This window comes from Rhizobium sp. J15, assembly GCF_002531825.1.
Taxonomy (GTDB): domain Bacteria; phylum Pseudomonadota; class Alphaproteobacteria; order Rhizobiales; family Rhizobiaceae; genus Rhizobium.
Genome location: NZ_NWSX01000017.1, coordinates 44,146 through 68,775, shown reverse-complemented (window position 1 = coordinate 68,775; position 24,630 = coordinate 44,146). Strand labels below are relative to the sequence as shown.

General features: G+C 63.4%; 23 protein-coding genes. 18 read left to right on the top strand and 5 right to left on the bottom strand.

Going from position 1 to position 24,630, the window contains the following annotated elements; all coding sequences use genetic code 11:
* Positions 1-42 precede the first annotated feature (42 nt).
* The gene (locus tag CO670_RS16835; RefSeq protein ID WP_097591290.1) at positions 43-375 is read left to right on the top strand and encodes a DUF1049 domain-containing protein; all 333 of its coding nucleotides are present in this window, start codon (positions 43-45) and stop codon (positions 373-375) included.
* A 17-nt stretch (positions 376-392) separates the two neighbouring features.
* Here CO670_RS16835 and CO670_RS16830 read toward each other — a convergent pair whose 3' ends face one another.
* Together CO670_RS16830 and CO670_RS16825 are read right to left on the bottom strand one after the other, a co-directional pair.
* Positions 393-827 (bottom strand): GNAT family N-acetyltransferase, encoded by a 435-nt coding sequence (locus CO670_RS16830; protein WP_097591289.1) that lies wholly within the window; start codon positions 825-827, stop codon positions 393-395.
* 44 nt (positions 828-871) lie between these two features.
* The gene (locus CO670_RS16825) at positions 872-1,327 is read right to left on the bottom strand and encodes a carbon monoxide dehydrogenase subunit G (protein ID WP_097591288.1); all 456 of its coding nucleotides are present in this window, start codon (positions 1,325-1,327) and stop codon (positions 872-874) included.
* Between the two features lie 107 nt (positions 1,328-1,434).
* On the opposite strand from CO670_RS16825, the gene CO670_RS16820 reads away from it, so the two are divergent.
* The 6 genes from CO670_RS16820 to CO670_RS16795 all read left to right on the top strand — a co-directional run bounded on the left by CO670_RS16820 (position 1,435) and on the right by CO670_RS16795 (position 7,925).
* A complete protein-coding gene (locus CO670_RS16820; RefSeq protein ID WP_097591287.1) occupies positions 1,435-2,025 on the top strand; it encodes an NUDIX hydrolase in 591 nt (196 codons plus the stop codon).
* A gap of 119 nt (positions 2,026-2,144) precedes the next feature.
* Entirely contained in the window at positions 2,145-3,242 is a 1,098-nt protein-coding gene (locus CO670_RS16815; protein WP_097591286.1) for a class I SAM-dependent methyltransferase, read from the top strand.
* On the top strand, positions 3,239-4,099 hold the full coding sequence (locus tag CO670_RS16810) for an RNA methyltransferase (protein ID WP_097591285.1): 861 nt from the start codon (positions 3,239-3,241) through the stop codon (positions 4,097-4,099). Before CO670_RS16815 ends, CO670_RS16810 begins: the two co-directional genes overlap by 4 nt.
* Positions 4,096-4,599, top strand: a complete 504-nt coding sequence (gene lspA, locus CO670_RS16805; RefSeq protein ID WP_097591284.1) for a signal peptidase II — start codon at positions 4,096-4,098, stop codon at positions 4,597-4,599. The genes CO670_RS16810 and lspA overlap by 4 nt, the downstream gene beginning before the upstream one ends.
* Positions 4,600-4,654: 55 nt before the next feature.
* Positions 4,655-6,937 carry an ATP-binding protein gene (locus tag CO670_RS16800; RefSeq protein WP_097591283.1) on the top strand — a complete coding sequence of 761 codons (2,283 nt, stop codon included), beginning with the start codon at positions 4,655-4,657 and terminating at the stop codon, positions 6,935-6,937.
* A 109-nt stretch (positions 6,938-7,046) separates the two neighbouring features.
* On the top strand, positions 7,047-7,925 hold the full coding sequence (locus CO670_RS16795) for a GNAT family N-acetyltransferase (protein ID WP_097591282.1): 879 nt from the start codon (positions 7,047-7,049) through the stop codon (positions 7,923-7,925).
* Between the two features lie 59 nt (positions 7,926-7,984).
* On the opposite strand, the gene CO670_RS16790 is transcribed toward CO670_RS16795, so the two are convergent.
* Complete coding sequence (locus CO670_RS16790) at positions 7,985-8,974, bottom strand: helix-turn-helix transcriptional regulator (protein ID WP_097591281.1); 990 nt, start codon at positions 8,972-8,974, stop codon at positions 7,985-7,987.
* A gap of 179 nt (positions 8,975-9,153) precedes the next feature.
* Positions 9,154-11,439, bottom strand: a complete 2,286-nt coding sequence (locus CO670_RS16785) for an NADP-dependent malic enzyme (RefSeq protein ID WP_097591280.1) — start codon at positions 11,437-11,439, stop codon at positions 9,154-9,156.
* 113 nt (positions 11,440-11,552) lie between these two features.
* Here CO670_RS16785 and mutS point away from each other — a divergent pair, with 113 nt between their 5' ends.
* The 4 genes from mutS (at position 11,553) to murJ (ending at position 19,195) form a co-directional block, all read left to right on the top strand.
* Entirely contained in the window at positions 11,553-14,279 is a 2,727-nt protein-coding gene (gene mutS, locus CO670_RS16780; protein WP_097591279.1) for a DNA mismatch repair protein MutS, read from the top strand.
* Between the two features lie 10 nt (positions 14,280-14,289).
* Positions 14,290-14,565, top strand: coding sequence for a hypothetical protein (locus CO670_RS16775; RefSeq protein ID WP_097591278.1), 276 nt, complete (start codon positions 14,290-14,292; stop codon positions 14,563-14,565).
* Positions 14,566-14,697: 132 nt separating this feature from the next.
* Positions 14,698-17,604, top strand: coding sequence for a [protein-PII] uridylyltransferase (locus CO670_RS16770; RefSeq protein WP_097591277.1), 2,907 nt, complete (start codon positions 14,698-14,700; stop codon positions 17,602-17,604).
* Between the two features lie 10 nt (positions 17,605-17,614).
* Positions 17,615-19,195, top strand: a complete 1,581-nt coding sequence (gene murJ / locus CO670_RS16765) for a murein biosynthesis integral membrane protein MurJ (protein ID WP_097591276.1) — start codon at positions 17,615-17,617, stop codon at positions 19,193-19,195.
* Positions 19,196-19,295: 100 nt separating this feature from the next.
* Here the strand turns inward: murJ and CO670_RS16760 are convergent, their stop codons facing one another.
* Complete coding sequence (locus CO670_RS16760) at positions 19,296-19,724, bottom strand: D-Ala-D-Ala carboxypeptidase family metallohydrolase (RefSeq protein WP_097591275.1); 429 nt, start codon at positions 19,722-19,724, stop codon at positions 19,296-19,298.
* Between the two features lie 189 nt (positions 19,725-19,913).
* Here CO670_RS16760 and CO670_RS16755 point away from each other — a divergent pair, with 189 nt between their 5' ends.
* The 7 genes from CO670_RS16755 to CO670_RS16725 all read left to right on the top strand — a co-directional run bounded on the left by CO670_RS16755 (position 19,914) and on the right by CO670_RS16725 (position 24,626).
* Positions 19,914-20,312, top strand: coding sequence for a VOC family protein (locus CO670_RS16755; protein WP_097591274.1), 399 nt, complete (start codon positions 19,914-19,916; stop codon positions 20,310-20,312).
* A 121-nt stretch (positions 20,313-20,433) separates the two neighbouring features.
* The gene (trpS, locus tag CO670_RS16750) at positions 20,434-21,498 is read left to right on the top strand and encodes a tryptophan--tRNA ligase (protein ID WP_097591273.1); all 1,065 of its coding nucleotides are present in this window, start codon (positions 20,434-20,436) and stop codon (positions 21,496-21,498) included.
* 87 nt (positions 21,499-21,585) lie between these two features.
* Complete coding sequence (locus CO670_RS16745; protein ID WP_097591272.1) at positions 21,586-22,077, top strand: universal stress protein; 492 nt, start codon at positions 21,586-21,588, stop codon at positions 22,075-22,077.
* 220 nt (positions 22,078-22,297) lie between these two features.
* Complete coding sequence (locus tag CO670_RS16740) at positions 22,298-22,864, top strand: NifU family protein (RefSeq protein ID WP_088676962.1); 567 nt, start codon at positions 22,298-22,300, stop codon at positions 22,862-22,864.
* 89 nt (positions 22,865-22,953) lie between these two features.
* Positions 22,954-23,616 (top strand): tRNA (adenosine(37)-N6)-threonylcarbamoyltransferase complex dimerization subunit type 1 TsaB, encoded by a 663-nt coding sequence (gene tsaB / locus CO670_RS16735; protein ID WP_097591271.1) that lies wholly within the window; start codon positions 22,954-22,956, stop codon positions 23,614-23,616.
* Complete coding sequence (locus tag CO670_RS16730; RefSeq protein WP_176538959.1) at positions 23,613-24,113, top strand: N-acetyltransferase; 501 nt, start codon at positions 23,613-23,615, stop codon at positions 24,111-24,113. The genes tsaB and CO670_RS16730 overlap by 4 nt, the downstream gene beginning before the upstream one ends.
* An 84-nt stretch (positions 24,114-24,197) precedes the next feature.
* Positions 24,198-24,626 (top strand): Fur family transcriptional regulator, encoded by a 429-nt coding sequence (locus CO670_RS16725; protein WP_097591269.1) that lies wholly within the window; start codon positions 24,198-24,200, stop codon positions 24,624-24,626.
* Positions 24,627-24,630: the final 4 nt, after the last annotated feature.

The window sequence follows — 24,630 nt, the reverse complement described above, 5'->3', positions numbered from 1 at the left end:
GGCCCGAAAAGGCCGGCGCAATCCAGCATGTGGAGACCTGAAATGGCCAAGAAGATCGTCAACCTTTTGATTTTGTTGCCGCTCGGCGTCATCCTCATCGTCTTCTGCGTCGCCAACCGGCAGAGCGTCACGCTCGCCTTCAATCCGTTCAGGCCTGAAGATCAGGTGCTTGCGGTTTCCGCGCCCTTCTTCGTCTTCCTGTTCATCGCGCTGATCACAGGCATGCTCGTCGGCTCGGCCGCCACCTGGTTCGGCCAGGGCAAACACCGCAAGCGCGCCCGCACCGAGGCCAAAGAAGCCATCCGCTGGCAGGGTGAGGCCGACCGCCACAAAAGCCGCGCCGAGGAAATTGCCGGGCAGTTGCCGTCGCGCTAAGCCATCCGATATTTCCATCAGGCAGGAAGGAAGCTCAGCTCCTCGTAATCGCCTTCCGGCGACGTGCCGTTGCCGGTGACCTCGAAACCATGGGAGAGGTAGAAGGCCTTTGCCCGGCGGTTCTTCACCAGGCATTTCAGGCGGTATTTGTGTCGCGGCCATTCCGGCAGCGCCCGCAGCAGCGCCGTCCCGGCGCCGCTGCCCTGCAATTCCGGGCGTATATACAGCATGTGAATGAAATCATCCGCCGGCCAGAGCGAGAGAAAGCCTGCCACGCCGCCATCCGCGTGGTCGCAGACGAAAATCGTCTCGCCATTGGTATGGGCGGCGAAATCCTCCCGGTGGAACTTGCCGGGATCGACCCAGACGAATGTTTCGCGACGTACGGACAGATAGATCTCCGCAAGCGCTTCCTGGTCTTCCGCCCGCGGCGGCCTGATGGTCCATGTCATGATTCCGGCTTAAACCAAGCCCCTGTCCGCGCCAAGCCGTGACATCAGCCTGCCGCCATTTTGGCGACGACGGCGGCGTTGAAATCCGAAAAGAACCCCTCGGCGAGTCTGTGCGAGGTGGAATCGAGCAGGCGGGCGCCGAGCCCTGCGAGCTTGCCGCCGAGCTCGGCGCCGGCACGGTAATGCAGGATCGTCTCGGCACCGCTTTCCTCGAGCACGACATCCGCGCTGCCTTTGGCAAAACCGGCAAGGCCGCCCTTGCCTTCAGCCGAAAGCGTGTAGCTTTTCGGCGCATCGACGTTGGAAAGCGTCAGCAGTCCGTGGAAGGTGGCCGACAGCAGACTGAACTTGACCTTGATCGTCGCCTCGAAGGTTTCCGGCGACAGCCGCTCGATATTTTGACAGCCGGGGATGCAGACGCGCATGATCTCGGGATCGTTGAGCGCCGCCCAGACGACATCCCGCGGCGCGGCGATACGTTCTTCGCCGGTGAAATCCATTCGACAGCCCCATCTCCGATTCGCTCAATCTTATCCCAGCGGCAAAGCGCTTTGCCAAGGCGGAAGGGAATGTTATCTGCCTGGCTTCATCTGGAGCAGGGATTGTGATGAGCGACGAATTGAAGCCCTGGAGCGTGACGGCGAGCCGCATCACCTATGAGGATCGCTGGATCAGGCTTCGCAGCGACGACTGCCTGACCGCCGATGGAACCGTCATCGCCCCGTTCCATGTGCTCGACTACCCCGATTGGATCAACGTCATCCCGCTGATGCCCGACGGGCGCGTGCTGCTGACGCGGGAATACCGGCATGGCCGCGGCGAGATCGTGCTCGGCCTCGTCGCTGGAGGCGTGGAACGCGGTGACATGGAGGCCGGCGATGCGGCGATGGCTGCGGCGCGGCGCGAACTGAGGGAAGAGACCGGCTACGAAGCCTCGACTTTCGTCAGACTGCTCACCTCCTATCCGAACGCCGCCAACCACAGCAACATGGTCACGAGCTGGCTGGCGCTCGGCCTGAACAGAGCAGGCGAACCCAGTTTCGACCCCGGCGAGAAGGTCGACATGCTGTTTGCCGATCTCGGGGACATTCTCGCCGATCTACGGTCCGGCGCCGTCATCATGCAGTCGATGCATGTCGCGGCGCTTTATTCGGCAGAAAGCTGGCTCCGCATGCAGGGACGCGAGGGCTTGAAATAAACGCCGGGCCGGGAGAACCTGCTTCGGGGCTTGGTCGGCGCAGTTGATCCGGCGCGGTCTTCTGGGCTAGAGGACGAAAACCTCATAAAGACACCTCGACAGAGACGCGGAAGAGCACGTTGAAACATAGAGAACGCCGGCCGGGCCAGAAGAAGACATCAGGTCCCGCCGGTGAAAGCCGCAGGGACGATCGGGCCGGCCGGCCGGCGAAGCCCGTTGCGCGGCCTGCGGCCGCACGCGAGGCGGTGCGGGAAGCTCCGGCACCGGCTGCGGTTTCACGCCCTCTCATGACGCGCAGCGGTGAACGCCCGGCTGAGCGCGTGCCGGTCATCCTCGAATCGCTCGGGGCCGGCGACTTCCACCTGATCGACAGCGGCAACGGCCAGAAGCTGGAGCAATACGGTCCCTACCGCATCATCCGTCCCGAGGCCCAGGCATTGTGGCAGCCTTCGCTGCCGCCGCATTTCTGGGAAAAGGTCGATGCCGTCTTCACCGGCGATACCGACGAGGAAGGCACCGGCCGCTGGCGCTTCCCGAAGGAGGCGCTCGGCGAGACCTGGCCGCTCAACCTGCTCGGCGTCGATTTTCTCGGCCGCTTCACCTCCTTCCGTCATGTCGGCGTCTTTCCCGAACAGATCGTGCACTGGAGCTGGATGAAGGAGCAGGCCGAAACAGCCGGCCGGCCGCTGAAGGTGCTGAACCTCTTCGGCTATACCGGCGTCGCCTCGCTTGTCGCCGCCGCGGCAGGCGCCGAGGTCACCCATGTCGACGCATCGAAGAAGGCGATCGGCTGGGCGCGGGAAAACCAGGCGCTCGGGCGCATGGAGAAGCTGCCGATCCGCTGGATCTGCGAGGATGCGATGAAATTCATCCTGCGCGAGGAGCGCCGCGGCAGCCAGTACGACATCATCCTCACCGATCCGCCGAAATTCGGCCGCGGCCCGAACGGCGAAGTCTGGCATCTCTTCGAGCATCTGCCGCTGATGCTCGACATCTGCCGCGAGATCCTCTCGCCGAAGGCAGCCGGCCTGGTGCTGACAGCCTATTCGATCCGCGCCAGCTTCTATTCGATCCACGAGCTGATGCGCGAAACGATGCGCGGTGCGGGCGGCGTGGTCGAATCCGGCGAGCTGGTGATCCGCGAGGCGGGCGCCGACGGCAAGACGCAGGGCCGCGCGCTTTCCACCTCTCTCTTTTCCCGCTGGGTGCCGAAATGAGCAAGGACTTTCACGATCAAGGACCGCGCAGGGTCGGCCAGGTGAAAGAAGTCACCTCGCTCGCCAATCCCATCATCAAGGACATCAAGGCGCTGATGAACAAGAAGTCGCGGGAGGAGAGCGGGACTTTCCTGGCCGAAGGGCTGAAGCTCGTCATCGACGCGATCGAGCTCGGCTGGACGATCCGCACGCTGGTCTATGCCAAGGCTGCCAAGAGCAAGCCGCTGGTCGAACAGATGGCGGCGAAAACAGTCGCCGCGGGCGGGCTGGTGCTCGAAGTCAGCGAAAAAGTGATCGCCTCGATCACCCGTCGCGACAATCCGCAGATGGTCGTCGGCATCTTCGACCAGCGCTGGAAGCCGCTCAGGGATATCCGGCCGAAAGAGGGCGAGACATGGGTGGCGCTCGACCGCGTGCGCGACCCCGGCAATCTCGGCACCATCATCCGCACGGCCGATGCGGCCGGCGCTTCCGGCGTCATCCTGGTCGGAGAAGCGACCGATCCCTTCTCGCTCGAAACCGTGCGCGCCACGATGGGCTCGGTCTTCGCCGTCCCGGTGGCACGGGCGACGCCGGAGGAATTCATCGCCTGGCGGAAATCGGCCGGCGTTTCCGTCGTCGCGACGCATCTTGCCGGCGCGGTCGATTACCGCACGATCGACTACAGGAAGAAGCCGGTCGTATTGCTGATGGGCAACGAGCAGTCGGGCCTGCCGGACCAGCTGGCGAGGGAGGCCGACGCGCTCGCCCGCATTCCGCAGCAGGGCCGCGCCGATTCCCTGAACCTCGCCGTCGCCACCGCCGTCATGCTTTTCGAGGCGCGCCGCCATCTCCTCTCACTTGCCGAGGTCAAATGACCGAACAGACGCACGCACGCCCCGCGCTCTTTTCTCGCCCGGCGCCCATTCTTCTCTTCATCGTCATCGCCGTTCTCATCGACCAGGCCGTCAAGATCGCGGTCGACCACTATCTGCCGCTGCAGGAAGCCGTTCCCGTCATTCCGATGCTGGCGCTCTACCGCACCTACAATCTCGGCGTCGCCTTTTCGATGCTGTCGGGCATGGACGGCTGGTTCATCGTCGGCATGCGGCTCGTCATCGTCGCCTTCGTCATCTGGCTGTGGTACCGCACGGAGAAGGATCGCTGGCTCGCGCATCTCGGCTATGCGCTGATCATTGCCGGTGCGATCGGCAATCTCGTCGACCGCTTCGCTTATGGCCACGTGATCGATTACATCCTCTTCCACACCGACAGCTGGTCTTTTGCGGTCTTCAACCTCGCCGACAGCTTCATCACCGTCGGTGCGGGCTGCGTCATCCTCGACGAACTGCTGCTGCCGAAAAAGGCGGGCCGCTAAAATCTTATCGAATTCCTGAAGGCATTCGGAACGGCCCTCATGTTAGCCAGGTACCATGCACAACCTGGGACAGTTGCAGGAAAGATTGTCCGCCGCGTTCGGCGGAGCCGCCGCCAAGCCGCATGAGACGCGGCTGGAGGGCTCTGCCTCACGGCCGGACGCATCCGCATCCCAGCAAGCCGATGACGCCCAAAAGGGGCCTGCGGCCGCAAGGGTCCTGCTGTTCTATTGGCTGGGCGGGGCCGGCCTCCTCACCGCGACGATCCTGCTGCTGCTTGCCCATGCCGGCGATCCGCTGCTCCTTTCGGGAGGTCTCGTCGTTCTCGGCCTTGCCGTCATCGCCAGCTATGCCTTCCTGATGGTCCGCCGGCGCCGGCCCAGGCAGCCCAAGATGGAACCTCTGCCGGACTGGAACGACGGCGCGAAACTCTTTGCCGACGTGCACGACGTGCTCGGCGACATCACGGTCAGCCGTACCATGGACCGGCGCATCATTGGCGCCAACGACACTTTTCGCCGCCTGACCGGACGGCCGCGTCCGGAAGGGCGGACCTGCGAGGAGATCGGGATCGCCTTCCGCCCCGGCCCGGTCCCACATTGCTACGATGTCGAGATCTCGACGCCGGAGGGCCAGCGCATCTTCCTCTGGCGTGACGTCGTCACCCGCGATCCGGCAAACGGCCGTCTTCTGCTGCAGAGCGTTGCCCGCGATGTGACCGAGGAACGCCTCGTCGCGCAGGCGCGCGAGGATGCCCGGCAGAAGGCCGAATATAACAGCGCCGCCAAATCCAGGCTGCTTGCCACCGTCAGCCACGAGGTTCGCACGCCGCTTTCGGGCATTCTCGGCATGACGCATCTGATCGCGGAAACGCGGCTGACGCAGGAACAGCAGAATTACCTCGCGAACATCCGCCAATCCGGCCATGCGCTGGCGCAGCTCGTCGACGACCTGCTCGACTTCTCCACCATCGAGGTCGGCCGCTTCGAGCTGCATCCGCGCTCGGAATCGCTGCGCAAGCTTCTGGAAAGCGTCGTCGAGATGCTCGCCCACCGGGCGCATGAAAAAGGCATCGAGATCGGCGCGACAGTATCGTCCGACGTGCCGGAGAATATGAGCTTCGATCCGGCGCGGCTGCGCCAGGTGCTCTTCAACGTCATCGGCAACGCGGTGAAGTTCACCCAGGCGGGCGGCGTCTTCATCCGCGTGTGGCTCGACGCCGGCAATCTGCTGATCACCGTGGCCGATACAGGCCCCGGCATGACGGCTGAGGAGCAGGCGCGCGTCTTCGGCGAGTTCGAGCAGGGCGGCACAGTCGCGCAGAAGAGCAGCGGCACCGGGCTCGGCCTTGCCATCTCCGCCCGCATCATGCGTGAATTCGGCGGTGCGCTGACGGTTGCCAGCGAAAAAGGCCGGGGCAGCGAATTCACCATCCGCTTTCCCGTCGACATCGGCAGCGAGCGGCCGGACCGGCGAAACACATTGCTTGCCGGCAACAGCGTCGTGCTGCTGGCGCCGGCCGGGGCTGCGCGCGCTGCGATTGCCGAAACGATCACCGCGCTCGGCGGCCTCTGCCATCTCGTCAGCGACGGCGAGACGGCGCGTGCGACGCTGCTCGGCATGGCCAATGGCAGCCGGCGGCCGACCGACATCATCGTCGACCATCGCATGTCGGCGGAATTTTCCGCTCATCTCGCCGACCGCGCCGAAATCGCCGCCCTCGGCCTGCGCAAGGTCCTCCTCGTCAATCCGGAGGAGCGCAGCGCCCATCCGCTCGATCTCTTCGATGCCTGGCTCATCCGGCCGCTGCGCGAACAGTCGCTGATCGACGTGCTGCGCGGGCGTATGCGCGGCATGGAGAAGCGCGATGCGCTGAACGACAACCAGCCGGGCTTCGGCCTTTCGGTGGCCGAGACGGTGGTTGCGGCAAGCGGCCTCAGCATCCTGCTCGGCGAGGACGATCCGATCAACGCCATGCTGGTGCGCGTCATGCTGGAAAAGGGCGGGCATAAGGTGCGCCACGTCGAGGATTTCGAGACGCTGCTCGATTGCGCGCTCTACGAGGCGAGCGCCCGGCCCGACATCATCATCAGCGATCTCTCGATGCCGGGCGGCAACGGCATCGACATGCTGGGGCGCCTGCGCGGCCATGAAAGGCGGCTCGATCTCGCCCCGGTTCCGGTGATCGTGCTGACGGCCGACAAGAGCGACGAGTCGCGCCGCCAGGTGTTGCTGAACGGCGCCAACCGCGTGATGGTAAAGCCGGTCGATCCGGTGCGGCTGCTGACGGAAGTTCAGGCCGTTGCCGCGCTTTCCGCCCGTCGCGCAGAGGCGCGGTAGGGCGCTTGGGACCAGCCCGCGCTTCTTGCGCCGGGAAATGCAATATGTCACTTTCCTGTCGTACAGAAGTGTTTTATGGCGTCGATAAGCCGGCAACGGGAGAATCGCCATGTCCTCCATCGACATCCTGAATCGTGACACTGCCGCGGAGGCTGCCCGACCCTCGACGGCGGCCGTGCAAAAGGACGGCGATATCCTCGGCCGCATCGGCAATCTGGAGACCCGCCTTGCCCGCACGGCACGCGAGATCGATGCCGCCCAGGCCGTCCGGTATCGCGTTTTCGTCAATGAAATGAAGGCGCAGCTGCCGCCGGAATCCATGCGCCGCGAACGCGATTTCGACGCCTATGACGCTTTCTGCGATCATCTTCTCGTTCTCGACCGCTCGCTCGAGGGCGACCCGGAAGACCAGATCGTCGGCACCTACCGGCTGCTGCGCCAGGACGTCGCGCTTGCCAATGGCGGTTTTTACTCGGCTTCCGAATTCGAAATCGAGAGCCTGCTCGCCAAGCATCCGGACAAGCGCTTCATGGAGCTCGGGCGCTCCTGCGTGCTGCCGGAATACCGCACCAAGCGCACCGTCGAACTCCTCTGGCAGGGCAACTGGGCCTATGCGCTAAAGCACGGCATGAGCGCCATGTTCGGCTGCGCCTCCTTCCCCGGCGTCTATCTCGAAAGCCACGCGCTGGCGCTGTCCTTCCTCTATCACAATGTGCTGGCGAAGAATGAATGGGCGGTCGGCGCCCTGCCGCATCTCGCCCGCAACATGGACCTGATGCCGGTCGAGGCCGTCAACCCCAAGCGGGCGCTGATGGCCCTGCCGCCGCTCATCAAGGGCTACCTGCGCCTCGGCGCCATGGTCGGCTCCAGCGCGGTGATCGACCACGCCTTCAACACTACCGACGTGCTGATCGTGCTGCCGATCTCCAGCATTTCGGACCGCTACCTGAACTATTACGGCGCCGACGCCGGCCGCTTTTCGAGCTAAAGCGCAAGGAGCGAATCTCAAAGTTCGCGACGCGCTTCAGCCACTACGACGGCGTGTCCTCATATATCGAATCGCCTTCTCGTGTCCGAAGGGTTCTCTCCATACGCCGCCCGATAGATCGCCGCAAAACGGCCAAAGTGCAAGAATCCCCATTTCAAGCAGATATTCCGCAACGGCTGCCGGTTTGAGGGGTCGCGTAGATCCTCTCGGACCGCTTGCAAGCGGATCATCCTGAGGTAAGCGGACGGTGTGGTTCCCTTGAAGGCGCGAAAACCGACTTCAAGAGCGCGAATGGAAATGCCTGCCGCCTCCGCGACACTATGCATTGTCAACGGCTGTGCGATGTTCGCATGCATAAATTCAATTGCACGACGGACGTGCCGAGGCGCGATCAGGTGGATTTTCTTGTCGAGAAGATGCGAGAGCCGATGAGGAACCAACCGCACCACCAAATCGGCAAACGCCTGGATCAGGTTCAACATGGCAATTGGCGAGTGAAGCAGCGGGCCGTTATTGCGCATGCCGACGATCATCGTTTGGGCGAGATTGCCGATCATCTGTCCCGCTGCCGTGGAACGATCAACGACCGGCGCCAGGTCCATTGACCCGGTCAGCGGGATCTCCAATACGGCGGCGACGGTCTGAGCCAAGATCGTCCAACTCAGACTGAGAGTGTCTGACCGGTGAGGCGTCGCCCTCACGGAAACCCGTTCCGGCTCAAGATTGTTCGTCAACAACAGCCGCCCGGGTGTACCTTCGACCACAGTCCGACCAAACGATACGTCGAGCGCACCCGTGCGCGGAACGATGATTGCCAGAGTTTCCGGCGTTCCATGTGCCGTTCTCGCACCCCAGCCGCCGGAATCCTGGTTGCTGACCAGCGACAACCTCTCATCCCCCCAAAACCCGACCTTCCAGTCGAGTGGTTTGTCTCGACCACTTCGCCATGCGTCGAACGAACCGAACCCCTTGGTCAGAGCCTCGACCATATCGTCGAACGTGGTCCCCTGAAATCGGGCGGTAAAATTCGGGGATGCGTTTTCCGGCATGGGAATCCAAACGGCTGATGAAATATCAATTTTATGCCGCGCGCATTGTATCAAAAGTATGACTTATCGGATGGAGCCTTTCAACCATATCCTCGGCGAGTAAGCCACAAAAAAGCGCCCGGCCGACGTGCTTGTCGGCCGGGCGCTAAATGCCCTCTCGAATGGGAGGCAGAGCGAGTTTACGAACCCGCCCCGTAGGCGGCGATCGCCGCCATGTTGACGATGTCGCTGTCCTTGGCGCCCATCGAGGTGATCTGCACCGCCTTGTCGAGGCCGACGAGAATCGGGCCGATCACCGTGGAGCCGCCGAGCTCCTGCAGCATCTTCGTCGAGATCGAGGCCGAGTGGAAAGCCGGCATGACGAGGACGTTGGCGGGACCGGACAGGCGGCAGAAGGGATATTGCTCCATCACCTTGCGGTTCAGTGCGACATCGGCCGCCATCTCGCCGTCATATTCGAAATCGACGCGGCGCTTGTCGAGGATCTTCACCGCCTCGCGCACCCGCTCGGAGCGTTCGCCCGAGGGATGGCCGAAGGTGGAATAGGCAAGCATGGCGACACGCGGCTGATAGCCCATGCGGCGGGCGAGACCGGCGGCCTCTTCGGCGATATCGGCAAGCTGCTCGGCCGTCGGCATGTCATGCACCGCCGTATCGGCGACGAAGACCGTGCGGCCGCGGCAGAGCGCCAGCGACACGCCGATGACGCGATGGCCGGGCTTCTCGTCGATGCAGCGGCGCACATCCTCGAGCGCGGTGGAATAGTTGCGGGTGATGCCCGTGACCATGCCATCGGCGTCACCCAACGCCACCATGGTGGCGGCGAAGTGGTTGCGGTCGTTGTGGATCAGGCGCTGGGCATCGCGGTGGAGATAGCCGTGCCGCTGCAGCCTCGCATAGAGATAATCGATATAGGCCTCGACGCGGGTGGAGATACGCGCATTGACGATCTCCAGGCCCGGCCGGTTGAGATCGATGCCGGCGCGTTCGGCCGTTGCCCGGATCAGGTCTTCGCGGCCGAGCAGGATGGCGGTGCCGAGCTGCTGGTTGGCGTAGGAAAGTGCTGCCCGCAGGACCTGCTCCTCCTCGGCTTCGGCAAAGACGATCCGCTTCGGGCGGCGGCGCACGCGCTCATAGAGGCTGGCGAGCGTCGAAGCGATCGGATCGCGGCGGGCCGAAAGCTCGCGGGCATAACCGGCCATGTCGGTGATGACCTTGCGGGCGACGCCGGTCTCGATCGCTGCCTGCGCCACCGCGACGGGGATCGCCGAGATCAGCCGCGGGTCGAAGGGAACGGGGATGATATATTGCGCCCCGAAACGCGGCCGGTTGCCCTGGTAGGCGGCAACGACGTCATCCGGCACGTCCTCGCGGGCAAGATTGGCCAGCGCCTTGACGGCTGCGATCTTCATTTCGTCGTTGATGGTCGATGCGCGCACGTCGAGCGCGCCGCGGAAGATATAGGGAAAGCCGAGGACGTTGTTGACCTGGTTCGGATAGTCCGAGCGGCCGGTTGCCATGATGGCGTCGTCGCGGATGCGGGCCACTTCTTCCGGGGTGATTTCGGGATCGGGATTGGCCATGGCGAAGATGATCGGCCGATCCGCCATCGAGCGGATCATCTTGGCCGAGAAGGCGCCCTTCTGCGAGAGGCCGAAAATGACGTCCGCGCCCTTCATCGCGTCTTCCAGCGTGCGCGCGTCGGTCTTTGCCGCATGCGCCGATTTCCACTGGTTCATGCCCTCGGTGCGGCCCTGGTAGATGACGCCCTTGGTGTCGCAGAGGATGATGTTGTCAGGCGCAAAACCCATTGCCTTGATGAGCTCGACGCAGGCGATGGCCGCCGCGCCCGCGCCGTTGCAGACGAGCTTCGTCGTCTTCAGGTCGCGGCCGGTCAGCTCCAGCGCATTGATCAGGCCGGCAGCGGCGATGATCGCGGTTCCATGCTGGTCGTCATGGAAGACCGGAATATCCATCAGCTCGCGCAGCCGGCTTTCGATGACGAAGCAGTCTGGCGCCTTGATGTCCTCCAGATTGATGCCGCCGAAGGACGGGCCGAGGAAGCGCACGCAATTGATGAACTCGTCGACATTTTCGGTATCGATCTCGAGGTCGATGGAATCGACGTCGGCAAAGCGCTTGAACAGCACCGACTTGCCTTCCATGACGGGCTTCGAGGCGAGAGCGCCCAGATTGCCGAGGCCGAGAATGGCCGTGCCGTTGGAAATGACGGCGACCATGTTGCCGCGGGCAGTATAGTCGTAGGCCGTCTGCGGATCGGCGGCGATCGCCTTGACGGGCACCGCGACACCCGGCGAATAGGCAAGCGAGAGGTCGCGCTGCGTCGCCATCGGCTTGGTCGGGTTGATCTCGAGTTTGCCGGGGCGGCCCATGGCGTGAAATTCGAGCGCCTCCTGGTCGGTCACCGAGGTCACCGGCCGGTCCTTCTTATCGATATCGGGCATATATCCTCCAACGTCCTGTGGGCGACGCTTCGCTCTTCCTCAAATGCTGTTGTCATCTATAGCGGCGCGCGGATAGGGTTGGCACCTGTTTTTTTGGGAAAAACTGCACCTCCGTGAACGCACGAATAGATACCGGGAATGAAGCCTTTTCGGCTGCCGAGCTAGCTACGGCGGAAAGCCGCGCCTCGGCCACGCCGATGATGGAGCAATATATAGAGATCAAGGCGAACAATCCGGATTCGCTTCTCTTCTATCGCATGGGCGACTTTTACGAGCTGTTCTTCGAGGACGCGCTGGAAGCCGCCCGCGCGCTCGGCATCACGCTGACGAAGCGCGGCCAGCATATGGGCCAGGATATCCCGATGTGCGGCGTGCCGGTGCATGCCGCCGACGATTATCTGCAGAAGCTGATTGCGCTCGGTTTCCGTGTCGCTGTCTGCGAGCAGATCGAGGATCCGGCCGAAGCCAAGAAACGCGGCGCGAAATCGGTGGTCAAGCGCGATGTCGTCCGCCTGGTCACGCCGGGCACGATCACCGAGGAAAAGCTGCTTTCGCCCTCGGAATCCAACTATCTGATGGCGCTCGCCCGCATTCGCGGCGGCGCCGAACCGGCGCTGGCGCTCGCCTGGATCGATATTTCGACCGGCGTCTTCCGGCTGGCCGAGACGGAAGCCTCGCGCCTGCTTGCCGATATCCTGCGCATCGATCCGCGCGAATTGATCCTGCCCGACACGATCTTCCACGATCCCGAACTCAAGGCGGTCTTCGACGTGCTCGGCCGCACCGCCGTGCCGCAGCCGGCGGTACTTTTCGACAGCGCCAGCGCCGAGGGCCGGATCGCCCGTTACTTCGGCGTCGCCACGCTCGACGGCTTCGGCACCTTCTCGCGCGCCGAGCTTGCGGCGGCGGCGGCTGCCGTCGCCTATGTCGAGAAGACGCAGATCGCCGAGCGGCCGCCGCTCGGCAAGCCGGAGCGCGAGAGTGCGGCTTCGACGCTCTTCATCGACCCCGCCACCCGCGCCAATCTGGAGCTTGCCCGCACGCTTTCCGGCGATCGCAACGGCTCGCTCCTGAAAGCAATCGACCGGACCGTCACCGGTGGCGGCGCGCGGCTTCTCGCCGAGCGGCTGATGTCGCCGCTCACCGATCCAGCCCGCATCAATGCCCGGCTCGATTCGATCGGCTTTCTGATCGACGAACCTTCGCTCTGCGGCAATCTGCGCGACACGCTGAAACATGTGCCTGATATGCCGCGGGCGCTCTCCCGGCTGGCGCTCGACCGCGGCGGCCCGCGCGATCTCTCGGCGGTCCGCCAGGGCCTCGGAGCGGCGGCCGGAATTGCGGAGATGCTCGGCAAGGCGATGCTGCCCGAAGAACTCGGCGAGGCGCTCGCCGGGCTGCAGGCCCTTCCGGCGGCGCTCGAAACGCTGCTCACCGAGACGCTCGCGGACGAATTGCCGCTGCTGAAGCGCGACGGCGGCTTCCTGCGCGATGGCGCCAACGCCGAGCTCGACGAGGTCCGGGCGCTGCGCGACCAGTCGCGCCGTGTCATTGCCGGCCTGCAACTGCAATATGCCGAGGAAACCGGCATAAGGTCGCTGAAGATCAAGCACAACAACATCCTCGGCTATTTCATCGAGGTCACCGCCGGCAATGCCGGGCCGATGACGGATACGGCGGAGGCGAAAGCCCGCTTCATCCACCGCCAGACGATGGCGAGCGCCATGCGCTTCACCACCACCGAGCTTGCCGATCTTGAAAGCCGCATCGCCAACGCCGCCGACCGGGCGCTGGCAATCGAGCTCGAAGCCTTCGACAGGATGACGGCAGCCGTCGTTGCGGAAGCCGAGGCGATCAAATCAGGCGCGCGGGCGCTCGCCGTCATCGATGTCGCAGCCGGTCTCGCGCTTCTCGCCGAAGAGCAAGCCTATTGCCGGCCGCAGGTCGACGGCTCGAAGATGTTTGCGATCGAGGGCGGCCGCCACCCTGTCGTCGAGCAGGCGCTGCGTCGGCAGGCGGGCGGCCCCTTCGTCGCCAATCATTGCGATCTCTCGCCGAAGGGTGGCGACAAGGACGGCGCCATCTGGCTGCTGACCGGCCCCAACATGGGCGGTAAATCGACCTTCCTGCGCCAGAATGCGCTGATCGCGATCCTGGCGCAGATGGGTTCCTTCGTGCCCGCGACATCAGCCCATATCGGCGTCGTCGACCGGCTTTTCTCGCGCGTCGGCGCATCGGACGACCTGGCGCGCGGACGCTCGACCTTCATGGTCGAGATGGTGGAAACGGCGGCGATCCTCAACCAGGCGAGCGACCGCTCCCTCGTCATCCTCGACGAAATCGGCCGCGGCACCGCCACGTTCGACGGTCTTTCGATCGCCTGGGCCGCCGTCGAGCATCTGCACGAGGCCAATCGCTGCCGCGGCCTCTTCGCCACGCATTTCCACGAGCTGACGGTGCTTTCGGAAAAGCTTGGCCGGCTATCGAACGCCACGATGCGCGTCAAGGAATGGGACGGCGACGTCATCTTCCTGCACGAGGTCGGGCCGGGTGCAGCCGATCGCTCCTACGGCATTCAGGTCGCCCGGCTTGCCGGGCTTCCGGCCTCGGTGGTGGCGCGCGCCCGCGACGTGCTGACCCGTCTCGAGGACGCCGACCGCAAAAACCCGGCCAGCCAGCTGATCGACGACCTGCCGCTCTTCCAGGTGGCGGTGCGCCGCGAGGAAACGGTGCGCGGCCCGTCCAAGGTCGAGGAGACGCTGAAGGCGATGAGCCTTGACGACATGACGCCGCGTGACGCGCTGGATGCGCTTTACGATCTCAAGAAGAAGCTGAAATAGGAGCGCGCCCATGTTCATGGAGAAGCTGGTTCGCGAAACGCAGCGCCTCTCGCTCATCTGCTCCATGCTCGACACGATGCGGCGCGCCGACAGGGACCGCAATACGCGCGGCTGGACATCGCCGATCGGACTGCTGAAAATCACGCTCTCCTGCGCTATAATCTCGGAGCTCGCGACCTCGATCGCGCTGGCAGGCTACCGCGAATGCGACAAGCAGACGCTCGAGGAGATCCTGAGCGAAACCCGGCAGGTGCTGTACGCGCTGCAGGCGCAGGCCGCCGCTTGAGGCTTATGGCGAGCGCCCGCTTCTTGCGTCAAAGCGTCCCGCATCGCAGCATGGCAACACCATTTCGCCAAATTTAAAGGTTCATGCAGTATCAAGGCCCGTGTCATTCACCGGGCAAAGAGGCTATAGCGCATGCAAACGAAACAAGCGGAAAGCCCTGAACCGGCAGCCCGGAATGAACAGGAAACCGCCCCTGTGACAGCGATGCGCGACCTCGATTTCTCCCAGATCCTCGACACCGAACTCCTGCAGAAGCAGTGCGATGCCGTCGCCGAAGCCAATCGCAACCGGCCGGACGTCATGCGCACCGATCTTCTCGCCGCGCTGAAGAAGGCGAGCGCGGAAGGCCGGCAGAAGGCCCGCGCCGCCCTTATGGCCGACGGCGGCGGGCTCAATTGCGCCTACCGGCTTTCCTGGCTGCAGGACCAGATCATCACCGTCCTCTACAATTTCGCCACCACCCATGTCTTTCCGCAGCAGCGGGACAAGTTCGCGGTTACCGCCGTCGGCGGCTACGGCCGCGACACGCTGGCGCCGGGCTCCGATATCGACCTACTGTTTCTTTTTCTGCCGCGGCCGGCGGAAGAGACGCACAAGGCGGTCGAGTTCATGCTCTACGTGCTCTGGGACATGGGTTTCAAGGTCGGCCATGCCACCCGCACGGTGGATGAATGCATCGCGCTTTCGAAGTCCGACATGACGATCCGTACCGCGATTCTGGAGATGCGCTACATCTGCGGTCTGCAGCGGCTGGAAACGGAGCTGGAGACCCGCTTCGACAAGGAAATCGTCACCGGCACCGGGCCCGAGTTCATTGCCGCGAAGCTTGCCGAGCGCGACGAACGTCACCGCAAGGCAGGCGACACGCGCTATCTCGTCGAGCCGAACGTCAAGGAAGGCAAGGGCGGGCTTCGCGACCTGCACACGCTGTTCTGGATCTCGAAATATTATTACCACGTGCGCGACCAGGCGGAGCTGGTCAAGCTCGGCGTGCTGTCGAAGCACGAATACAGGCTGCTTGAGAAAGCCGACGATTTTCTCTGGGCCGTGCGCTGCCATATGCATTTCCTCACCGGCAAGGCCGAGGAGCGCCTGTCCTTCGACATCCAGCGCGAGATCGCCGAAGCCTTCGGCTACCACACCCGTCCCGGCCTTTCGGCGGTCGAGCGGTTCATGAAGCACTATTTCCTCGTCGCCAAGGATGTCGGCGATCTGACCCGCATCCTCTGCGCCGCGCTGGAAGACCAGCAGGCGAAATCGATTCCGGGCCTCACCGGCGTCATCAGCCGCTTCACCCATCGCACCCGCAAGATCGCCGGCAGCGTCGAATTCGTCGAAGACCGCGGCCGCATCGCGCTGGCCGATGCCGAGGTCTTCAAGCGCGATCCGATCAGCATCATCCGGCTCTTCCACGTCGCCGACATCAACGGGCTGGAATTCCATCCGGATGCGCTGAAGCGCGTCACCCGGTCGCTGGCCCTGATCGACAACAAGCTCCGGGAAAACGACGAGGCGAACCGGCTCTTCATGTCGATCCTGACGTCGAAGCGCGATCCGGCGCTCATCCTGCGACGCATGAACGAGGCCGGCGTGCTCGGCCGCTTCATCCCCGAATTCGGCAAGATCGTCGCGATGATGCAGTTCAACATGTATCACCACTATACGGTCGACGAACATCTGATCCGCACCGTCGAGGTTCTCTCCGAGATCGACGGGGCTCGGTCCGAGGATCTGCATCCGCTCGCCAACAAGCTGATGCCCAATATCGAGGACCGCGAGGCGCTTTATGTCGCCGTTCTCCTCCACGATATCGCCAAGGGCCGGCTGGAGGATCATTCGATCGCCGGCGCCCGCGTCGCCCGCAAGCTCTGCGCCCGCTTCGGCCTGTCGCAGAAGCAGACGGAAATCGTCGTCTGGCTGATCGAGGAACATCTGACGATGTCGATGGTGGCGCAGACCCGCGACCTGACCGACCGCAAGACGATCACGGATTTCGCCGACCGCGTGCAATCGCTCGACCGGCTGAAAATGCTCTTGATCCTGACGATCTGCGATATCCGCGCCGTCGGGCCCGGCGTGTGGAACGGCTGGAAGGGCCAGCTTCTGCGCACGCTCTACTACGAAACCGAGCTGCTGCTCGCTGGCGGCTTTTCGGAAGTCTCCCGCAAGGAGCGGGCCAATGCGGCGGCCGACGCGCTGCGCGCGGCACTTGCCGAGTGGAGCCAGAAGGACCGCAACACCTATACCAAGCTGCACTACCAGCCCTACCTGCTCTCCGTGCCGCTGGAGGACCAGGTCCGCCACGCCCATTTCATCCGCCAGGCCGACAAATCGGGTCAGGCGCTCGCCACCACGGTGCGGACCGACAGTTTCCACGCGATCACCGAGATCACCGTGCTGTCGCCCGACCATCCGCGGCTACTCGCCGTCATCGCCGGGGCCTGTGCGGCGGCCGGCGCCAACATCGTGGATGCGCAGATCTTCACGACATCGGACGGGCGCGCGCTCGACACGATCCATGTCAGCCGCGAATTCCCCGACGATGCCGACGAGCTGCGCCGCGCGGCGACGATCGGGCGGATGATCGAGGATGTGCTGTCCGGCCGCAAGCGCCTGCCCGAGGTCATCGCCACACGCACGCGCAACCGCAAGAAAAGCAAGGCCTTCGTCATTCCGCCGTCGGTCAACATCACCAACAGCCTGTCGAACAAGTTCACCGTCATCGAGGTCGAATGCCTCGACCGGCCGGGGCTGCTCTCGGAGATCACCGCCGTGCTCTCCGATCTGTCGCTCGACATCCAGTCGGCCCGCATCACCACCTTCGGCGAGAAGGTGATCGACACCTTCTACGTCACCGATCTGGTCGGCCAGAAGATTTCAGGCGACAGCAAGCGCGCCAACATCACCGCCCGGATGAAGGCCGTCATGGCCGAGGAGGAGGACGAACTGCGCGAGCGCATGCCCTCCGGTATCATCGCACCGGCCGCCACCGCCCGGACATCGACCCCCACCGACAAGAAAGCCGGTTCTCCCGCATGAGCCCCCAAGCATGAGCCTCGTCAAGAAATTCGCGACCGTCGGCGGCGCAACCCTCGGCAGCCGCATCTTCGGCTTCGCCCGTGAAACGCTGATGGCGGCAGCACTCGGCACCGGGCCGATGGCGGACGTCTTCTACGCCGCCTTCCGTTTTCCGAACCTCTTTCGCCGGCTGTTTGCCGAGGGCGCCTTCAATGCCGCCTTCGTGCCGCTCTTTGCCAAGGAGATCGAGGCGAACGGCACGGATGGGGCCAAGCGCTTTTCCGAAGAAGTCTTCGGCGTGCTCTTTTCGGTGCTGCTGCTCATCACCATCGTGATGGAGCTCTGCATGCCGCTCTTGGTGCGCTTCGTCATCGCGCCGGGTTTCGCCGACGACCCTGAGAAATTCTCGATCACGATCCGCATGGCGGCCGTGATGTTTCCCTATCTCATGTGCATGTCGCTGACGGCGATGATGAGCGGCATGCTGAATTCGCTGCATCATTTCTTCGCCGCCGCCATCGCTCCCGTCTTCTTGAACGTGGTGATGATCGGGGCGCTGTTTTATGCGCTTTATACCGGCGCCGATCCGCTGGCGACCGCCTGGTATCTCTCCTGGGGCGTTCTTGCCGCCGGCGTGCTGCAGCTTGCCGTCGTCTATGTCGGCGTGCTTGCGGCCGGCATGAGCATCGGCTTCCGCTTCCCGAAGATGACGCCGAACGTCAAGCGGCTGCTGATCCTCGCCGTACCGGCCGCCGTCACCGGCGGCATCACCCAGATCAACCAGCTGATCGGCCAGGCGATCGCCTCCTCGCGCGACGGCGCGATCGCAGCACTGCAATATGCCGACCGCATCTACCAGCTGCCGCTCGGTGTCGTCGGCGTCGCCGTCGGCGTGGTGCTGCTGCCGGAGCTTGCCCGGGCGCTGAAGGGCGGCGCGCTGCGCGAAGCGGCGAACCTGCAGAACCGCTCGATCGAATTCGTGCTGTTCCTGACGATCCCCGCCGCATTCGCGCTCTGGATCCTCTCCGACGAGATCATCCGCGTGCTTTACGAACGCGGCGCCTTCCATCAGGAAAACACCGCCGTCGTCGGCGCGATCCTGGCGATCTACGGCATCGGCCTGCCCGCCTTCGTGCTGATCAAAGCGCTGCAGCCCGGCTTCTATGCCCGCGAGGACACCAAGACGCCGATGCGCTTCTCGGCGATTGCGGTTGCGACCAACTGCGCGACCGCGCTCACCCTCTTCCCCTATATGGGCGCACCCGGCATTGCCGTCGCCGAAGCCACCGCCGGCTGGATCAGCACCGTGCTGCTGTTCACCACGCTTCTGCGCCGCGGCCATCTGACATGGGAATGGGCGCTGGCCAAGCGCGCCGCGCTGCTCGTCATCGCCGCTGCGGTAATGGGTGCGGCCATCGTCTTCCTCAAACAATATTTCGCACCCTGGCTGGCTTCCGGCGCGCCGCTTCTGACCAAGATCGGCACGCTCGGGCTGCTGATTGCGATCAGCATGCTGATCTATTTCGCCGCCGCCTTCCTGATCGGCGGCGCCGATCTCGGCATGATCCGCCGCAATCTGAACCGCAAGCCGGCGCCGGCGAAGGATGGCTAAAACGCGACGCGATCTTTCAGATTCGCTGCTCGCGCTTTAGTTTTTCCCTTTCGCGCATGTCGTTATCGCAAAACCGCGGCACACTTTTGCGCGACATGCTTTAGCAGTGAACCCATCGCCTCTGCGGGCCGACGTCGACGTGAATGATGCCGTTGCAATAGCTGCCGATGCCGCCGATGCCGGGCGCGCTTCTTGCGGCGGCAATGATGGTGCGCTCGGAGAGGCCGGGAACCCTGATATCGGCCGCCAGGCATTTTCCATGCAGGGAGCCGTGGCGACGCGGATGCGGCCGGTGGCCGGAGGTGACGATCGGGCGGCGGCCCGTCTTTGCCGCGATATGGGACAGGATCGCCCTCAAGCGTGTGGGAAAACAGCCGGCGCGAACGCTGACGGTCTGGACCGCATAGGCGAGACGCGCCTCATGTCTGGGAAGATGAACGGCATGCCTTTTGGCGTCTTGACCGAGCACATTGGTTGCTGATTGTAGGGCGAAAAGGCCTGCCATGACGAGCAAACTGGCGTTCTGCATGGTCCCTCCGAGCGGTTGGCACGGCGGCCGGCGAGCCGCCAAACGAGCGCCCCGGGGATTTTCAGTTCAATAAAAGCTTTTCTGTGAAATTTTATACTCAATTATAGCTAAACCAAATGATCAATTTGGCTTAAAATCTGGGGTTCAACCGCCTCGAAATGGAATAAATGTCCAAATCCAGGAGATCACATGACGATCCAGTCGCTTTTCCTCGTCACTCTCGTCGTCGACGATTACAACAGCGCCAAGGCCTTCTATTGCGATGCCCTCGGGTTCGATTGCCTTCAGGACGAAGCGCAGCCGGAGGGGAAGCGCTGGGTGGTGGTGAAGCCGAAGGGCGGGGATGGCGCCGCCTTTCTGCTGGCGCAGGCGGCAAGCGATGCGCAGCGGGCGGCGATCGGCAATCAGACGGGCGGCCGCGTAGGCTTCTTCCTGAAGACCGACGATTTCGCCCGTGATCATGCCGCCATGCTTGCCGCCGGAGTGCGTTTTCTGGAAGAGCCCAGGCATGAGGTTTACGGCACGGTGGCGGTCTTTGCGGATCCCTATGGCAACAGCTTCGACCTGATCCAGCATGCCGCAGGCTGAACCCCTTGATTGCGACGGGCTGCCCGTGCATAAGCCGCGGCGTTAGCAACATGGGCGAAAGCCCTGCTGCCGTGCAGCAAAACGAAAGCTGTGGGCCCTCCACCAGCCTATTGAGGACGACATGAGCGAATTCAAGAAACTCGTATTCTCCGGCGTGCAGCCGACCGGCAATCTGCATCTCGGCAATTATCTCGGCGCGATCCGCCGGTTCGTGGCGCTGCAGGAAGGCAACGACTGCATCTACTGCGTCGTCGACATGCATGCGCTCACCGCTCAGCTTGTCCACGAGGACATGCCGAGCCAGACGCGCTCGATCACGGCCGCCTTCATCGCCGCCGGCATCGATCCGGAAAAACATATCGTCTTCAATCAGTCGGCCGTGCCGCAGCATGCCGAGCTCGCCTGGATCTTCAACTGTGTCGCCCGCATCGGCTGGATGAACCGCATGACGCAGTTCAAGGACAAGGCGGGCAAGGACCGCGAGCAGGCCTCGCTCGGCCTCTATGCCTATCCGAGCCTGATGGCCGCCGACATCCTCGTCTATCGCGCCACCCACGTGCCGGTCGGCGAGGACCAGAAGCAGCATCTCGAGCTCGCCCGCGACATCGCGATGAAATTCAACCTCGATTATGCCGAGCATATTCGAAAGACCGGTTACGGCGTCGACATCACCGTCGGCGATGAGCCGGTGCATGCCTATTTCCCGATGGTGGAGCCGCTGATCGGCGGACCGGCGCCGCGCGTCATGTCGTTGCGCGACGGCACCAAGAAAATGTCGAAATCGGACCCCTCCGACCTCTCGCGCATCAATCTGATGGACGACGAGGAAGCGATCTCGAAGAAAATCCGCAAGGCGAAGACCGATCCGGACGGCTTGCCGAGCGAAACCGAGGGGCTGCAGGGCCGTCCCGAGGCGGATAATCTGGTGGCGATCTATGCCGCCCTCGCCGACAAGTCGAAGGCGGACGTGCTTGCCGAATTCGGCGGGCAGCAGTTCTCCGTCTTCAAGCCTGCGCTGGTCGATCTGGCGATCCATGTGCTTGCGCCGATCACCGGCGAGATGCGCCGGCTGATGGACGACACCAGCCATATCGACGCCATCCTGCGCAAGGGCGGAGAGCGCGCAAGGGAACGCGCCGAAGTGACGATGAAGCAGGTACGCGACGTCATCGGCTTCCTCTACTAAGGGCACGTCTCCTCTTCTCTCTGCTGAGGGAAGAGGAGCAAAAACTGAGCTTGCAATTTTTTCGCTTCGGGTGTCAGAGTCCGCCTCATGGTATCGAAGCGACTCTCACGGCTCGAAGGTCATCGCCGCAAATTCATGGCGGTGATCGACGGTACACCCGAATGCCAGCGCGCCGTTCATTATGCCGGCCGGCGCGCGAAGAATTCCAATGGCGGCCTCGTGCTGCTCTACGTGATCCCTGAGGGCGATTTCCAGCAATGGCTGGGCGTCGAGGAGATCATGCGGGCCGAGGCGCGCGAGGAAGCCGAGGCGGTGGTCGCCAAGATCGCCCAGATTGTGCGCGAAACGATCGGCATCGAGCCCGAGATCGTCATCCGCGAGGGCAGCGCGGCCGAGCAGATCAACGCCATGATCGAAGAAGACCGCGATGTGGCGATCCTGGTTCTTGCTGCCGGTTCGGCCAAGGAAGGCCCGGGGCCTCTGGTTTCATCGGTCGCCGGCCGTGCCGCCGCCTTTCCGATCCCGGTCACCGTGCTGCCGGATACGCTGACCAACGAGGAGATCGACGCCCTCTGCTGAGGCATGCTGCCGAAAAGTGCGAGCGGTTTTCGGACGACATCATGCTCTAACTGTTTAGATTGGAACGGGATTCGGATTTTACGCCGATCGGGCCTAAAATCATCCTGTTCCAGCATTTCTTGAGTACAAGTCTCTTGATTAGAGCCCGCATTGGGCTTATTTTCTTTTGAAGAATTCTAAAGTCGGCCGAGGTCATGGGCCCGCCCGCATGGAGATCCATATGTTCATTCAGACCGAAGCCACACCCAATCCCGCCACGCAGAAATTCCTGCCGGGCAAGGTGGTGATGGAAAACGGTACGGCCGAATTCCGCAGCGCTGAAGAGGCGCAGGCCTCGCCGCTTGCGGCTCGCCTGTTCGACATTCCCGGCGTGACCGGCGTCTATTTCGGTTACGACTTCATTTCCGTCTCCAAGGACAATGCCGAATGGCAGCATCTTAAGCCGGCTATCCTTGGCTCGATCATGGAGCATTTCATGTCCGGCAAGCCCGTCATGGGCGATGCCTCCATCCTCTCCGAAGATGCCGATGCCGACGAAGAATTCTTCGACGAGAGCGATGAATCGATCGTGCTGACCATCAAGGAACTTCTGGAGACCCGCGTGCGCCCGGCCGTTGCCCAGGACGGCGGCGACATCACCTTCCGCGGTTTCAAGGACGGCAAAGTCTATTTGAACATGAAGGGTTCCTGCTCCGGCTGCCCGTCCTCGACGGCAACGCTGAAGCACGGCGTCCAGAACCTGCTGCGCCATTTCGTTCCGGAAGTGCAGGAAGTGATCGCCGCTTAAGAAGCCCGAATTTTCTCCGGCCGTTCATGTCAGGTTCGGCCGGAGGGATTTATGAATAGGCGACAATAGTTTATTCGGAAATTGATGGCATGATCGTTCTGGCGCTCGACACGGCAGGTGTGGATTGCGCTGCCGCCGTCTATGACAGCGGCAGGAATACGATGCTGGGGGAGGCATCGGACATGATCGGCAAGGGGCATGCTGAACATCTGATTGGTATCGTCGACCGGGCGCTGGATCAGGCCGGAGTGACGCTTTCTCATATCGACCGCCTGGCCGTCACCATCGGCCCCGGCTCCTTTACCGGTATCCGCGTCGGCGTGGCCGCCGCCCGCGGTTTTGCGCTCTCTCTCAATGTGCCTGCCGTCGGCGTCACCTCGCTCGAAGTCATGGCCGCCGCCCAGCGCGAGAAGACGCCCGGCCGCGCGGTGCTCGCGGCCATGGACGCCAAGCGGAACGAAATCTACCTGCAGCCCTTCGCGGCCGACGGCTCCCCGCTCGACGAGCCGCGGGCGCTTGATATCGCGGACGCGCAGGCTTTTGCCGCCGGCTTCGACGGCGAGATCACCGGATCGGCAACGCCGCTCCTGAAGCGCGGCGCTGACGGCGATCACGCCAACAGATTCCCGATCTCCATTGTGGCGCGCCTCGGTGCTGCCGCCTCCCCCGATGCCGGAAAGCCGAAGCCCCTTTATCTGCGCGGACCCGATGCCAAACCGCAGGCCGGGTATGCGATTGCGCGACGAGTATGACGATGCTGGAAGCCTATCTGACGCTGAAGCCCGAATTCGAAATCGTCGCCATGGAGCGCGAGGATTGCCGTGATGTCGCCGTCCTGCATGGCGAACGCTTCGCCCGTCCCTGGGGCGACGGCGAATTCCACAGCCTGCTCTCTCAAGAGACGGTGTTCGGCTTCGTCGCGCGCCAGACCAACGCCATCCTGAGGAAACCGCTTCCGGGCTTCATTCTCGCACGCGAAGTCGCCGGCGAGGCGGAAATCCTGACGATCGCCGTACAGGCCAAGGCCGCCCGCTCCGGGCTCGGCTGGCGGCTGATGCAGGCGGCGATGCGGGAAGCACGCGCACGCGGCGGCGAGGCCATGTTTCTCGAGGTCGACAACGGCAATACGGCGGCTCTTGGCCTCTATCGCAAGCTCGGCTTCGAAAAGGTCGGCGAGCGCCAGGGCTACTACAAGCAGGAGAACGGCGCCCTCTCCACGGCGCTTGTCATGAAGCGCGTTCTTCGGTAGTTCCCTGACAGAGAGATGACATGCTGGTCGGCGCGAACGCCGTCCTGCCTTGTCGCAAGACGAATATCTTTTTGAAGGCGGGCCATGCCTGATGTAGCCAAGACCCTCGAGGAGCTTTGCACCGAACGCGGCATGCGCATGACCGAGCAGCGCCGCGTGATCGCGCGGATCCTGGAAGACTCACAAGATCATCCCGACGTCGAAGAGCTTTACCGCCGCTCGGTGAAGGTCGACGCGAAGATTTCGATCTCGACCGTTTATCGCACCGTCAAGCTGTTCGAGGATGCCGGCATCATCGCCCGCCACGACTTCCGCGACGGACGCTCGCGCTACGAAACCGTGCCGGAAGAACATCACGACCACCTGATCGACCTGAAGAACGGTACGGTGATCGAATTCCGTTCGCCCGAGATCGAGGCGCTGCAGGAACGCATCGCCCGCGAGCACGGCTTCCGGCTGGTCGACCACCGCCTGGAGCTCTACGGCATTCCGCTGAAAAACGAAGACCACTGAAGCA

Bases quoted from the DNA above. Each gene is read 5' to 3' on its own strand.
- CO670_RS16835 (WP_097591290.1), top strand. From the start codon at position 43: ATGGCCAAGAAGATCGTCAACCTTTTGATTTTGTTGCCGCTCGGCGTC.
- CO670_RS16830 (WP_097591289.1), bottom strand. From the start codon at position 827: ATGACATGGACCATCAGGCCGCCGCGGGCGGAAGACCAGGAAGCGCTT.
- CO670_RS16825 (WP_097591288.1), bottom strand. From the start codon at position 1,327: ATGGATTTCACCGGCGAAGAACGTATCGCCGCGCCGCGGGATGTCGTC.
- CO670_RS16820 (WP_097591287.1), top strand. From the start codon at position 1,435: ATGAGCGACGAATTGAAGCCCTGGAGCGTGACGGCGAGCCGCATCACC.
- CO670_RS16810 (WP_097591285.1), top strand. From the start codon at position 3,239: ATGAGCAAGGACTTTCACGATCAAGGACCGCGCAGGGTCGGCCAGGTG.
- lspA (WP_097591284.1), top strand. From the start codon at position 4,096: ATGACCGAACAGACGCACGCACGCCCCGCGCTCTTTTCTCGCCCGGCG.
- CO670_RS16800 (WP_097591283.1), top strand. From the start codon at position 4,655: ATGCACAACCTGGGACAGTTGCAGGAAAGATTGTCCGCCGCGTTCGGC.
- CO670_RS16795 (WP_097591282.1), top strand. From the start codon at position 7,047: ATGTCCTCCATCGACATCCTGAATCGTGACACTGCCGCGGAGGCTGCC.
- CO670_RS16790 (WP_097591281.1), bottom strand. From the start codon at position 8,974: ATGCCGGAAAACGCATCCCCGAATTTTACCGCCCGATTTCAGGGGACC.
- CO670_RS16785 (WP_097591280.1), bottom strand. From the start codon at position 11,439: ATGCCCGATATCGATAAGAAGGACCGGCCGGTGACCTCGGTGACCGAC.
- CO670_RS16775 (WP_097591278.1), top strand. From the start codon at position 14,290: ATGTTCATGGAGAAGCTGGTTCGCGAAACGCAGCGCCTCTCGCTCATC.
- CO670_RS16770 (WP_097591277.1), top strand. From the start codon at position 14,698: ATGCAAACGAAACAAGCGGAAAGCCCTGAACCGGCAGCCCGGAATGAA.
- murJ (WP_097591276.1), top strand. From the start codon at position 17,615: ATGAGCCTCGTCAAGAAATTCGCGACCGTCGGCGGCGCAACCCTCGGC.
- CO670_RS16760 (WP_097591275.1), bottom strand. From the start codon at position 19,724: ATGCAGAACGCCAGTTTGCTCGTCATGGCAGGCCTTTTCGCCCTACAA.
- CO670_RS16755 (WP_097591274.1), top strand. From the start codon at position 19,914: ATGACGATCCAGTCGCTTTTCCTCGTCACTCTCGTCGTCGACGATTAC.
- trpS (WP_097591273.1), top strand. From the start codon at position 20,434: ATGAGCGAATTCAAGAAACTCGTATTCTCCGGCGTGCAGCCGACCGGC.
- CO670_RS16745 (WP_097591272.1), top strand. From the start codon at position 21,586: ATGGTATCGAAGCGACTCTCACGGCTCGAAGGTCATCGCCGCAAATTC.
- CO670_RS16740 (WP_088676962.1), top strand. From the start codon at position 22,298: ATGTTCATTCAGACCGAAGCCACACCCAATCCCGCCACGCAGAAATTC.
- tsaB (WP_097591271.1), top strand. From the start codon at position 22,954: ATGATCGTTCTGGCGCTCGACACGGCAGGTGTGGATTGCGCTGCCGCC.
- CO670_RS16730 (WP_176538959.1), top strand. From the start codon at position 23,613: ATGACGATGCTGGAAGCCTATCTGACGCTGAAGCCCGAATTCGAAATC.
- CO670_RS16725 (WP_097591269.1), top strand. From the start codon at position 24,198: ATGCCTGATGTAGCCAAGACCCTCGAGGAGCTTTGCACCGAACGCGGC.